The organism is Thalassospira sp. GO-4 (assembly GCF_023588965.1).
Lineage (GTDB): Bacteria > Pseudomonadota > Alphaproteobacteria > Rhodospirillales > Thalassospiraceae > Thalassospira > Thalassospira povalilytica.
On sequence record NZ_CP097807.1, the window covers coordinates 2909841 to 2922881 of the forward strand.

The window sequence follows — 13041 nt, forward strand, 5'->3', positions numbered from 1 at the left end:
TTGCCGGGATGTTTCGCGGCCTTGCGCCACAAACCATATACAAGACAATCATTATCTTGCCGTTTTCATCATGTTTGTTGGCGAGATGGGCATTCGGGCATGGTGGATCATTGCCATCGTGCCTATGCTGCTATCGACCCGATCCTGCCAGAAACGGAGCTTTTGACGCCATGTCACATTTTCGCGGCCTTTCGACCCTTTCGCGCGCCACCGGCACGCTTTTCCTGGCGGGTTTCGTCAGCATCTGGGCGGCCCCGAACCTGTATGCACAATCTGGCAGCGGATCAGATACCAACGGAACATTGTCGCTTGAGGAAAAGCAGCAATATCAGGACTGCATCAAGCTGGCCCAGCTTAAACCCGAAGACGGATTTGAAAGTGCTATTGCCTGGCGCGACATGGGTGGCGGAGAACCGGCGCGCCATTGCGTTGCCGTGGCACTGATATCACTTGGCAAATATGAAGAAGCCGCAACCCGGCTTGATGCACTGGCCAAGGACAGCACCGCAGACCCCGGTGTTGTTGCCGGCATGCTGGCCCAGGCCGGTCAGGCCTGGATGATGGCAAACAATCTTGAATTTGCCTGGCGTGATCAGAGCCGCGCACTGGAACTGGTGCCCAATAACCCGCAATTGTGGGTCGACCGCGCGATGGCGCTTGGCCTTGCCGGGCAGTATTGGGATGCGATCGACGATCTGAACAAGTCGCTTGATCTTGACCCCAATCAGGCAGATGTCCTGATCTATCGGGCGTCGGCATGGCGAATGCTTGAAAGCTATGACCTTGCCATGACCGATGTTGAAAATGCGCTGGTGATTGAACCGAACAACGTTCAGGCCTTGTTTGAACGCGGAAAACTGTACCAGATCGCCGGGAAAAATGACCTGGCGCGACGCGACTGGCTAAATGTCATAGAAAATTCAAACGGAACCCCTGTCGCAGATGCGGCAAAAGCGAATATAGAAAAGATGGATGTTCGTACCGGTTCAGATTAAATGCATCATGCTCCGGGTTTGCCGAAACCAGCATCCTTTGTATATGTCTGGTGATCAGTGATCCCGGATTTGACCGGACACCATTTTGGGGGACGAAATGCGTCGCACGTTTGCCGTGACTGCCATGGCCGCATCTATTGCACTTGTTTCTGTTGTTTCAGCGGCACAGGCACGTGATCAGGTTCGTATTGTCGGGTCTTCGACAATTTTTCCGCTGACCACCAAGGTCGCAGAACATTTTGCCAGAACAACCGGCGCACCGGCCCCGGTGGTCGAAAGCACCGGATCAGGCGGCGGCTTCAAACTGTTCTGTGGCGGTGTTGGCGAACAATATCCCGATATCGTTGATGCATCGCGTCCGATTTCCGGGTCCGAAACCGCGATTTGTGCAGCCAATTCGGTCCGCAAGATCAGTGAAATCAAGATCGGTTATGACGGTATTGTCTTGCTGGGATCGCGTGAAGCCCCGACCATGTCGCTTACCGCCCGCCAGCTTTATCTGGCACTCGCACGGACCATTCCGGTCAATGGCGCAAGCGTTCCCAACCCGAATGTCAAATGGTCCGATGTCGATCCGTCGCTTCCCGATCTGAAAATCCGGGTTTATGGCCCGCCGCCGACATCGGGCACCCGTGACCTGATGGGGCAGCTTCTGCTTGATAAGGGCTGTTCGACCTTTGCCGATATCGCAAGTCTTGAATCGTCCGATCCCGACAGCTTCCGTTTGTTGTGCCGGACCATCCGCGAAGACGGTGCCTATATCGAAGCCGGGGAAAATGACCGCCTTGTGATCAGCAAGCTTGAAAAGGATCCGACATCCTATGGGGTGATGGGCTTTAACAATCTTGAGCGTAACCGTGAAAAGCTTCGCGGCATTACCATCAACGGCATTGAGCCGGATTACGAAACCATCCTTGATGGCAGCTATCCGGGGTCCCGCGCGCTTTATCTTTACGTCAAGGATGACCACGAACAGCTTGTGCGGTCATTGGGGGCGTTCGTATCGACCTATGTGTCCGAGGCCGTCATTGGCGAGGAAGGGCTTCTGGTTGAAAACGGTCTGGTGCCGCTGACCGAAGAAGAACGTCAGGAAACCCTGGCCACATCAAAGAAATTTGCGGCCCACTAAGCGCCGAATTTATCCAAGCACCTTAAAACGGCCGGGCATCAGTCCGGCCGTTTTGCCATCCAGACCTGATTGCTGGCATATCGCGGCGGACTGCCGTTGAAATCAGAAAATTCCGTTATCGAAACGAAACCTGAAATTTCCAGCATCAGTCGCATTTCGCTGCGTGTAATCCAGCGCAGATGATGCCAAGCCTCTTCGCGGCGACGCACATCACCGTCAGGGCCTATTTCCTCAAACCGCCAATGTTCGCTGAACCGCTGGGTCAGGGGATCATTGGTGCGTTCCATTGCAGTGATCCGCAATCGGCTGTCCGGCCTACCAATACCATCAGGCATCAGAAAGACCGGCAGTTCGACAAAATCCGGATCGCCTTCGGGCAGGCAATAGCGCAAATCCGGATCCATCAGATCAAGGGCCAGAGCCCCGCCAGGTTTGAGATGGGCAAAGGCACGGTCAAGGGCACGTCTTTGATCGGTGATATCGGTGACTTCCTGAAGCCCGCGAAACGGAATGATGACAAGATCAAAAACCCGGCCCAGATCAAAGTCGCACATATTGCCAAGATGCCAGTCAATATCGGGATAGTTTGCGCGTGCCTGATCAAGCATCGCCGGCGACAGATCAAGCCCGGTTACCGCAATCCCGAGACGCGCAATCGCGGCACTGATACGCCCGGTACCACAGCCCAGTTCAAGAACGCCATGCCCGGTCGCAAGGCTTTTTGCAAGACGGGTATAGAATGGAACGGGATCCTCAAAAAACTTGCGATCAAGATCAGCACGAAAATCGTAACTTGCCGTATTCAGGCTTCCCGCAGGGTAGAATTCATCTGAATTGGATGAATTCGTCATTCAAAATCCAGTTCGGCATAGTGACTGGATGGCGGGAAACTTGCCTGTCGGTCGGCAAGAATGTCGCGCATAGACGGGCGGCTTTTGATCCGCATGTACCAGTCCTTGGCACGCGGATGTTTGGACCAGTTGATATCGCCCATATAGTCGATCACCGACACCTGTGCCGCGGCCGCCAGATCGGCCATGGTCAGGTGATCCCCGGCAAGCCAGTTCCGGCGTTCAAACAACCAGCCGATATAATCAAGATGATAGGCCGCATTGGTGCGCCCGGCGCGCAGGACCTTGGTATCGGGGGTGCCGGTTGAAAAGAACCGCTTAAGCAGCTTCTCACCAAGCAGATGGTCGGTGACCTCGCGATTGAACTTGCCATCAAACCACGCAACAAGGCGGCGGATCTCCGCACGTTCCTTGGGATTTGATCCAAACAGTCTGGGTTCTTCGTCAGAAATCTCGTCGAGATATTCGCAAATCACGGTCGAGTCACACAGAACGGTGCCGTCTTCGTCCTCAAGCACGGGTACTTCGCCGGCCGGATTGAGCAACAGGAATTCGTCACGCCGTTCCCATACCGGTTCGGCTTTCAGTTCGAATTCTAGTTTTTTCTCGGCAAGGACCAGGCGCACTTTGCGCGAAAATGGTGAGAGCCAAAAATGATATAACTGACGCATAGACGTGAAGATACCCGACCAAGGATGAACGTTTTGCAAAGACCCGCCAGCACTGTGAGGGCATCGGCAATACGGCAATTCATAAAGTTCATTTCAGAACCGGAATTGCGAAATCTGTCAAACCACGCAACAGGGCGGAAGTAAAGGCCTTCCACGCAATTGTTGTGTGATTTTCACCCTTTTGCCAAACAGCACGGATCGAAAGTCCGACAAACGGCTATTTGGTCCGGCTTCTGGCCAATTCAAGCAGGCCATCAAGGTCAAGACAGGCTTCGAGATGATCGGCCAATTCATCAAGAGCAGCATCGACTCCGGCTTCGAAATCATGCAAGGCGACACGATCTTTCCCGCCAAGCGATGCCAGAAGGTTCTGACGAAAGGCGTCACTGCCAAAAAGGCCATGCAAATAGCATCCCATCACGCGCCCGTCCGTGCTGATTGCGCCATCGGGTTCGGAAATCCCGGCCAGCGCCAGCCAGCCCCGCGCCCGATCGGGGCCATCGGTTCGGCCCATATGGATTTCATAGCCGTTTACTGCGACATCGGCAGAAAACAGCGCCCCGGATGACGGGGCATGGGACATGACGGTCAATCCGTCAGTCTTGCGCAAGGTCTTGTCACCAGCCATGACGGTTTCAACATCAAGCAATCCCAGGCCGGTTTCACTACCCGGTTCGCCTTCGACACCATTGGGGTCATGAACCATGCGTCCCAGCATCTGATAGCCGCCGCAAATGCCGATAACCGCCCCGCCGCGCCGGTGGTGGGCCAGAATGTCGATATCCCAACCCTGTTCCTTTAAAAAACGCAGATCGGCCATGGTCGATTTTGACCCGGGCAGCAGCACCAGATCGCAATCAGCCGGGATCACCTGACCCGGTTTGATCACCAGAAGTTCGACATCTGCCTCGGCGGCAAGCGGATCAAGATCGTCAAAATTTGCGATGCGCGGCAAATGCGGCACGGCAATGCGGATCACAGAACCAGACGCACCATCCTGCTTGCGCTGATATTTCCCGGCCTTTTCAAGCGCGACGCCATCTTCGGCGGGCAATTTATGGGCACCGGGCCAGTACGTTGCGATACCGTAACTTTTTAAGCCGCAGGTCTGTTCAATGATGTCGGTTGCCGATGCAAACAGTGACACATCACCGCGAAACTTGTTGATGACATAGCCACGCAGCCATTTGCGATCACTATCAGACAGCAGGGCGTGGGTCCCGACGATCGATGCAATCACCCCGCCGCGATCAATGTCGCCAACCAGAATAACCGGCACACCGGCGGCCTCGGCAAAGCCCATATTGGCGATATCGGATGCCCGCAGATTGACCTCGGCCGGGGAACCGGCACCTTCGACCAGAACAAGATCGGCATCATTTGCCATGATCTCGAAACTTTCGATCACCTTTGGCAGAAGATCGCGTTTAAGGCGGTAATAGTCGCGCGCCTTGGCACTGGTCAGCACTTTGCCCTGCACCACGACCTGGGCACCAATATCGCTTTGTGGTTTGAGCAAAACCGGGTTCATATGCACCGTGGTCGGCACACCGGCGGCCCGGGCCTGAAGTGCTTGCGCACGGCCGATTTCCCCGCCATCGTCGGTGACCGCCGCATTGTTGGACATGTTTTGCGGTTTGAACGGACGCACACGAAGCCCGCGACGCGCAAAAGCACGGCACAATCCGGCCACCAGCATTGATTTGCCGACATCCGATCCGGTCCCCTGAAGCATCAAAGCAGGAACAGATTGCGCGTTCATTCCGGTTTCAAAACTTTCTTCATTGCCGTTTGAAACGACAGATCATCACAATGCGGATCAGAATTCGACACCGATCTGCGCCTTGATCCCCTGTTCGCGGAACGGGTGTTTGATCATGGTCATTTCAGTTACCAGATCGGCTGCTTCGATCAGGGTATCTGGTGCGTTGCGCCCGGTCAGGACAATATGCTGATCGGGCAGCTTGTTTGACAGCGCATCAAGCACATCATCAAGCGGCAGGAAGTCATAGCGCAGGACGATATTGATCTCGTCAAGGATGACCATCGCAAAGCTTGGATCGCGCAGCATTTCCAATGCCTTGTTCCAAGCTTCACGCGCCAGTGCCACATCCTGTGCCCGGTTCTGGGTTTCCCAGGTAAAGCCGGCCCCCATGGCATGGAATTCACAAAGATCGGGGAATTTTTTCAAAAGCTTTGCCTCGCCGGTTTCCCAGCCGCCTTTGATGAACTGCACCACGCCGACCTTCATATCGTGACCAACACAGCGCATCGCCATGCCAAAGGCCGAGGATGATTTCCCCTTGCCCTTGCCGGTATGGACAATGATCAGGCCTTTTTTGTCGATCTTCTGGGCCATCATCTTGTCGCGCGCGGCCTTGATTTTCTTCATTTTTTCATCGTGGCGCGCGTTGATATCGACGTCAGGCTGGCTTTTATCGGTCATGGTTTCTTCCCTTTGATATGCGTCCCCACAATGCGGCGAAAGCGCATCTTTGATCAAGGGCAGTTTTGCGGGGTTTGATCAAGTTCAAGACTTGCAATCACACCCTGAAAGCCATGATTGCGGGCAACCGGACAAAAGCGGGCGGCATTTGCACCTTCTTCGCGATATTCCACGGCAAAGACCGGTTTGCCATGCGCAATATAGGGATCAAACGCATCCATGAAGCCCAACCGAAAGGCTGATTCAAGGATGGCAAAATCCATCAGATCAACCAGATCACCGACCAGTTCAGGGGCATTTTTCTGTCCGATGGCAAGACCGCGCTGATGGGCAAGATCAATCAGCCACTGGATATAGCGCAGCTGATCGGTTCGTTTCAGGTCAAACCCGGTTGTGTTGTTGGAAAGATCGGCCTCGTAGCCGTCAATATTATCGGGTTCAACACCAAGAAACCCCTTGTCCCGGCACAGATCAAATCGTGCGGTCATGACATCGGCAAAATGTTCAAACCGGGCGATATCAAGCCAGTATTCCCCGTCCCATCCCCAATAAGCATTGCCGATCACATGTTTGGGAAAATCGACGTAATCTTCGCGCCAGTCTTCAAGCGCACCAACATTGATATAACAGACCGGAAAAAGACCGGCTTCCCGCCAATCGCGTATTTGTGCTGTGGTGACTTCATAAAGATCAGCACCGATGATTTTTGAACCTGCGACATCATCGGCAATTTCGCCCTGCAATTGCCAGTGAAATGGCCCGAACGGAACAGCAGACCAGCTGTTCTTTTGGGTGGCAACCGCATCAGATGCCATCGGCCCGATACCAGCCACCAGCAATCCCGAAAGCCAAATGCCCAGGGTAAAGATTTTCAGGCCCAACATTTTATGTGCGCGCGTCATCCGGTGCCCCGTTGTGTCAGGCGCACTTTGCCCGCCAATGGCCGGGATGACAACATCACAGCACATCGAACAGGATGATCATTGGAAGAATATCTGATGCCCCACCATAAGACCCGATACAAGAAAAGTGCGGCCCGATGACCGCACTTTTCCGCTGCCTTTGGCAGCTTCCCCCACCCACGAGACGGCTTTGCCATCCAGGGCAATGCGAAATCCCGGAAATGTCAGCACATGGTGCCCTGATTGGGGGACAGGCCAAGGTCACCAGTCACCAGATCGGCCCATTTGTCGGGTTCGCGCATATCGATATTGCGCAATTCCGGGCGGCGCATCCGGGCCTTGTTAAACAGTTGAAGCCGATCACCGGGGGACATGCGTTTTAGCCGCATCAGTGCCTTGCGCACGGTTTCATTTTGCAGGGAAACCGGGGCCTGGAAGCTGTGTTCAACCACTTCAAGACGGCGTTCAAGCCAGTCGCGACTGATGACGACTTCTTCGATCAGGGATTTGAATTCGCGGACCACCGGGAAATGGTCAAGCGCGATATGGGCAACTGAAATCGCGGTGCGCCAGACCTGACGTTCCACGCCCTGCAAATAGCGCCAATAGATTTTAACCTTGGCATCAATTTCAAAGCGGGTCTGGTCGGGACCGGGCAAATGATGGGCAAGCTCGGTCATGCCATCATGGAATTCTTCGAAGCTGACAGGGCGATGTTGCCCGTTAAAGCGTTCGCGGACATCCAGCACGGCGCGAATGGCCCCGCGGGCGGGACGATACCGGCCCTGACCGTGCAAATCTTCGCGCAGCCAGTCGGGCATATCGCAATCAGCAAGCAGGAAGTCGATAATATCTGCATGCCCTTTGTGGGCAGGCAAGGGAGTTTGCAAATAGTCAGGCAAACGAACGTTTGTCTTGTTCTCCATCGCGGCCTCCTATCCTTGTGATCACCCTGCTTCCCGGCAGGTGATCCAACAGGGGTGCCCCGTCCCTCACAACTTATTAACAGTTGGTTAATTGAGATATGGTGCGAAAACGAAACGTTTCAACTGCCCGTCTTGTTCCGGTGGTAAAATTCTTGTGAATCAAAGGACAGGGCAAGAAGTGCGTCACGCCTGATCAAGAAGGTCGGATGAAACGCTGTTGCGGCGCGGCTGCCAAAGCCCGCGTTCAATTGCCTCGCGCAGGCGATCGCGAATATCACGCAGCGCATCGGGGTTATGGGATTCGATAAAATCACGAACCTTGGGATCATCAAGATAGGCATCATAGACCAGGTCAAAGTGATGATCGGCCACACAGCGTGCAGTCGCGGCAAAGGCAAACAGATAATCCACCGTTGCCGCCATCTCGAACGCCCCCTTATAGCCATGGCGCATCACCCCATTGATCCATTTGGGATTGACCACACGCGCCCGGACCACACGGGCGATTTCTTCTTCAAGTGTACGGATTTTGGGACTTTCGGGGCGGGAATGGTCGCTGTGGTAAACCGTCGGCTGCTTGCCTGACAGGTTCCGTACCGCCGATGTCATTCCGCCTTCGAACTGATAATAGTCATCAGAATCCAGCAGGTCATGTTCACGGTTATCCTGATTATGGACAATCGCATCGACATTGGATAACCGGGTTTCAAACAGCTTGCGCGCAGCAACGCCTTCGGCCCCGTTGCCATAGGCGTAGCTTCCCCATGCCAGATAAGCATCGGCAAGATCGGCTTCGTTTTCCCAAAGCTTTTCGTCAATCATCGCCTGCAAGCCCGCACCATAGGCACCAGGTTTTGACCCAAACACGCGGAATGCGGCCTGCTGGCGGGCCTGATCGGCGGTCATCCCCTGATCGCACAGTTTCGCGGTTTCCTTGGCAATCCGCACAGCAATCGGGTTGATATCGGCCGGTTCGTCGGTCTGGTCCGCCACCGCACGAACCGCACTGTCAAACAGGTCAATCAGGCCCGGAAAGGCATCGCGGAAGAAACCCGAAATGCGCAAGGTCACATCAACCCGCGGACGGCCCAGAAGCGATGCGGGCATGATTTCAAACCCGGTCACCCGGCGCGATGCGCTGTCCCAGGTCGGACGCACCCCCATAAGCGCCAGCGCCTGGGCAATGTCGTCACCGCCCGTGCGCATGTTGCTTGTTCCCCAGACCGAAAGTCCCAGCGCACTTGGCCATTCACCATGATCCTGAACATGGCGTTCCAACAACAATTCGGCCGATTTCCAACCCAACTGCCAGGCCGCAGGCGTCGGCACGGTACGGGTATCGACCGAATAGAAATTGCGCCCGGTCGGCAACACATCCGGTCGCCCACGGGTGGGTGCACCCGACGGTCCGGGCTCGACAAATTTGCCAGCAAGTCCCCGCAGGATGCCGGAAATCTCGGCCGGACCACAACCGGTTACGGCCGGGCGAATATTTGTTTCGATATCGGAAATAACATCCTTAACTGCACTCCATGACGGATCAGCCGTGACCGTGCCATTGACCAGATCCCGCGCCAGAAGTTCGATCCGCTCCACCGTATCGCCGGTTGTCCGCCACGGGCCAATGTCGCTGTCATCCTTTGTGCCATAGGCAGCAAGGATATCGGGCTTGGCACCGGGCCAAAATTCGGCAAAGGCGCAATCAAGGGGATCAAATGCCGGGTCGGCCAAGATATCCTTGGCAATCGCACGATGCAGGGATGCCTTCGGCCCGTGATCAGCACCACGTGGCAAGCGGGCCAGTGCGACCAGAAGATCGGTCAAAAGATCGCCTTCTGGCGCCTTGCCAAAGATATGAAGACCATCGCGGATCTGAAGTTCCTTAAGCTCGCACAGATAGTTATCAAGCTTGGCCAGCGCGCTTTCTTCGTCCTCATCCGCCTCGATCCCGCAATCACGATCAAGACCAATGCGAATGGCCAGTTCAAGAATGTCGCGTTTCAGGATCGTCAAACGGCGCGGATCGACCGCAGCAGCGTCATAATATTCATCGACCAATGCTTCGAGATCTTTGAGCGCCCCGTAACTTTCCGCACGCGTCAGGGGCGGGGTCAGATGGTCAAGAATGACCGCTTGGGCACGGCGTTTGGCCTGTGTGCCTTCGCCCGGGTCATTGACGATAAAGGGATAGAAATGCGGGGTCGGGCCAAAGACTGCTTCGGGGAAGCAATCCTCGGAAAGTGCCAGTGACTTGCCCGGCAACCATTCCATATTGCCATGTTTGCCAAAATGAATGATCGCATCGACGCCAAACACATGCCGCAACCAGATGTAAAAGGCGAAATAGTTGTGCGGCGGCACCAGATCGGGCGAGTGATAGCTTTCAAGCGGATCAATGTTGTAGCCGCGTGCGGGCTGCAAGCCCACAACCACATTGCCCATCGGCAGGATCGACAGGGCAAAGCTTCCCTGATCGGGCAGATAAAACGGATCGGTTTGGGGATCACCCCAGGCCTCGATCACCTGGCTTCGGATCGATTTGGGCAGCGCGGCAAAGGCCGCTTGATACTCCGTCAGGGACAGCGTTACCCGTATTTCACGCGTCGCTAGGGACTTGAAATCGTTGGTCGGCCCCGCCTTGATCGCGGCAATCAGGGCATCACCGTCTGCCGGCAAATCGGTGATGGCGTATCCGTCTTCAAGCATGGCGCGCAGGGTTTCGATCATGCCAGCCGGCGTATCAAGCCCGACACCATTGCCCAGACGGGCATCCTTATTGGGATAGTTGGCCATGACCATGGCGATCTTGCGATCTGACGGGGCAGATTTGCGCAATCCGATCCAGTTGGCGGCAAGTTTTGCGGTGAAATCGACCCGATCGCGCACCGGGATATATTTGACGAGATCGATCTGGGTCAGGTCATCCTTACCCGCCGATCCCTTGAACGAAATGGCCCGGGCCAGAATACGGCCATCGACCTCGGGCAGGGCGACATTCATCGCGATATCACGGGCGGCAAGCCCGTTCACACCATCGCGCCATGCATCTTCGCTGCCACCGGACAAGACCACCTGAAAGACCGGCGCATCAACGGCATCAAACGGCCCGTCATATCGTTCTGACCCCGGAACGGAAAGCGCAAACCCGGTCGTATTCAAAATCAGATTGGCATTCGTTTCCGCAAGCCAGTCACTGACCAGCGCACTTGCCACCGGGTCCTTGAGGCTGGCGACAAAAATCGGCAACGGATTGAGATGGTTGTCGCACAATGCAGTAACCAGCGCATCTATAACGTCAAGATTTCCCGCCTGGACAAGTGATCGATAAAAAATGATCGGGGTGACCGGTTGATCGGTTTTCCAGTTTGATCTGACATCATCAAGACCGGCCTGTGACATGCCCGGCCAATATCCGCCAGCCTTGACCAACGGGGCGGCTGGCGACCAGTTCCACAGTACATCTGCATTGAGTTTTTCATAGATCAGACGCAGCAAATTTTCGGCATTTTGCGGGCCACCTTCGATCAGGTAGCGCCAGATATTCTGATATTCAGCACCCTTGACGGTGGATAGCGACAGAAGTTCGGCATCGGGTTGATCATCACCGGGCAACAGCACCAACGGGATATCACGCGACCGCGCCAGAGCAACCAGCTGCTCGACACCATATTCCCAATAACCGCGCCCGCCCAAAATCCGCACGATGATGAATTTGGCATCACAAAGCACATCATCGACATAAAGATCGACCGACATATTGTGACCAAGCTGCAAAAGACTGGCCAAACGCAAAGACGGAACATCTTCACCAAACGCATCTGCCAGACGTGCCTGTGCCCCGGCAAGGCAGGCAAGCTCGGACTCGGCCGCAGACAGGATGACGACATCGCCCGGTTCCTGACCAAGATCGACCGCTTCGCTGCCATCGGTGACCATGCCTGGCTGTGCTGCCAAAAGATGCATTTGAAATTCCGTCTGTTCTGTCGTCAAAAGCACCGATACCGGATGCAAAACATCCGGTATCGGTCATATGGTTTTATGTGTGCCCAATGGGCTTAGGCCGCCTTGATTGCGGCCTCGATCGCGGCACGGTCCAGACCATGCAAGCCGATCACCACCAGTTCGGAACGGCGGTTTTCGGTGTCGGCCCAGGGACGGTCAAAGTAACGCTGGAAACGTTCCCCGACCCCCTGAACCACATGGCGCATCGGTTTGCCCGGAACATCAAGGAAACCCTTGATGCGCAGAACATCATATTGACGCACGATGTCGATCAGGCGTTTTTCAAGGGCCGCCGGATCATTGACCGCATCAAGTGAGACAACAAAACTTTCGAAATCATCATGATCATGTTCATGACCATCATCATGATGGCTCGGGCGGCTATCAAGGTCATCCTCGGCCGCAGCACCAAGGCCCAGCAAAATGGCGTTTTCAACACGGGAATGCTCGGTCGCGATGATTTTGACCGACGGCTTTTTAAGTTCGGCGCGGATATCGGCTTCGACCTTGGTGCGTTCTTCGTCGGTCAGAAGGTCGGTCTTGTTCAGAACCACCATATCGGCGCAATGAAGCTGTTCTTCAAACAGTTCTTCAAGCGGGCTTTCATGATCAAGGTTTTCATCGGCCTCGCGCTGGGCCTGAACCGCATGATGGTCATGGGCAAACAACCCGTCGCGCAATGCCGCACCATCAAGAACCGCAACAACCCCGTCGACAGTCACGCGCGACCGTACTTCGGGCCAGTTGAACGCCTTGACTAACGGCTTGGGCAGGGCCAGCCCTGATGTTTCGATAACGATATGATCAGGCGGCGTATCGCGATCAATCAGGCCACGAATGGTTGGCAGAAAATCATCCGCAACCGTACAGCAGATACATCCGTTTGCCAGTTCAACCACATCATCCTCGGCACAGCCTTCGATACCGCACCCGTTGATGATGCCGCGATCAACGCCCAGATCGCCAAATTCATTGATGATCAGGGCAATGCGTTTGCCATTGGCATTTTCCAGCATGTTGCGGATCATGGTTGTCTTGCCGGCCCCCAAAAAGCCGGTAATGACGGTTGCCGGGATTTTACCCAATTGTGCCATTTTCAAATTCCTTGAAATTCAATCA

The 13041-nt window shown here is 55.0% G+C and carries 10 protein-coding genes; 2 read left to right on the forward strand and 8 right to left on the reverse strand.

Features of this window, described 5'->3' with window-relative positions; translation table 11 throughout:
* Positions 1–170: 170 nt before the first annotated feature.
* Both M9H61_RS13430 and M9H61_RS13435 read left to right on the forward strand, forming a co-directional pair.
* Positions 171–995 (forward strand): tetratricopeptide repeat protein, encoded by an 825-nt coding sequence (locus M9H61_RS13430; RefSeq protein WP_250280975.1) that lies wholly within the window; start codon positions 171–173, stop codon positions 993–995.
* 97 nt (positions 996–1092) lie between these two features.
* The gene (locus M9H61_RS13435) at positions 1093–2124 is read left to right on the forward strand and encodes a substrate-binding domain-containing protein (RefSeq protein ID WP_250280977.1); all 1032 of its coding nucleotides are present in this window, start codon (positions 1093–1095) and stop codon (positions 2122–2124) included.
* A 38-nt stretch (positions 2125–2162) separates the two neighbouring features.
* Here the strand turns inward: M9H61_RS13435 and M9H61_RS13440 are convergent, their stop codons facing one another.
* From M9H61_RS13440 to cobW, 8 genes are all read right to left on the reverse strand, one after another.
* Entirely contained in the window at positions 2163–2975 is an 813-nt protein-coding gene (locus M9H61_RS13440; RefSeq protein WP_250280979.1) for a trans-aconitate 2-methyltransferase, read from the reverse strand.
* Positions 2972–3646, reverse strand: coding sequence for a glutathione S-transferase family protein (locus M9H61_RS13445; RefSeq protein ID WP_101246809.1), 675 nt, complete (start codon positions 3644–3646; stop codon positions 2972–2974). Before M9H61_RS13445 ends, M9H61_RS13440 begins: the two co-directional genes overlap by 4 nt.
* Positions 3647–3863: 217 nt before the next feature.
* Positions 3864–5408 (reverse strand): cobyric acid synthase, encoded by a 1545-nt coding sequence (locus tag M9H61_RS13450; RefSeq protein WP_250280981.1) that lies wholly within the window; start codon positions 5406–5408, stop codon positions 3864–3866.
* Between the two features lie 57 nt (positions 5409–5465).
* On the reverse strand, positions 5466–6092 hold the full coding sequence (cobO, locus tag M9H61_RS13455; RefSeq protein ID WP_228194966.1) for a cob(I)yrinic acid a,c-diamide adenosyltransferase: 627 nt from the start codon (positions 6090–6092) through the stop codon (positions 5466–5468).
* A gap of 53 nt (positions 6093–6145) precedes the next feature.
* The gene (locus M9H61_RS13460) at positions 6146–6994 is read right to left on the reverse strand and encodes an endo alpha-1,4 polygalactosaminidase (protein WP_250280983.1); all 849 of its coding nucleotides are present in this window, start codon (positions 6992–6994) and stop codon (positions 6146–6148) included.
* 224 nt (positions 6995–7218) lie between these two features.
* Positions 7219–7920: a hypothetical protein gene (locus M9H61_RS13465; RefSeq protein ID WP_114112198.1), complete on the reverse strand. Its 702-nt coding sequence runs from the start codon at positions 7918–7920 to the stop codon at positions 7219–7221.
* A gap of 183 nt (positions 7921–8103) precedes the next feature.
* Entirely contained in the window at positions 8104–11883 is a 3780-nt protein-coding gene (cobN, locus tag M9H61_RS13470) for a cobaltochelatase subunit CobN (protein ID WP_250280985.1), read from the reverse strand.
* Between the two features lie 92 nt (positions 11884–11975).
* A complete protein-coding gene (gene cobW / locus M9H61_RS13475) occupies positions 11976–13016 on the reverse strand; it encodes a cobalamin biosynthesis protein CobW (protein ID WP_250280991.1) in 1041 nt (346 codons plus the stop codon).
* Between the last annotated feature and the right edge of the window lie 25 nt (positions 13017–13041).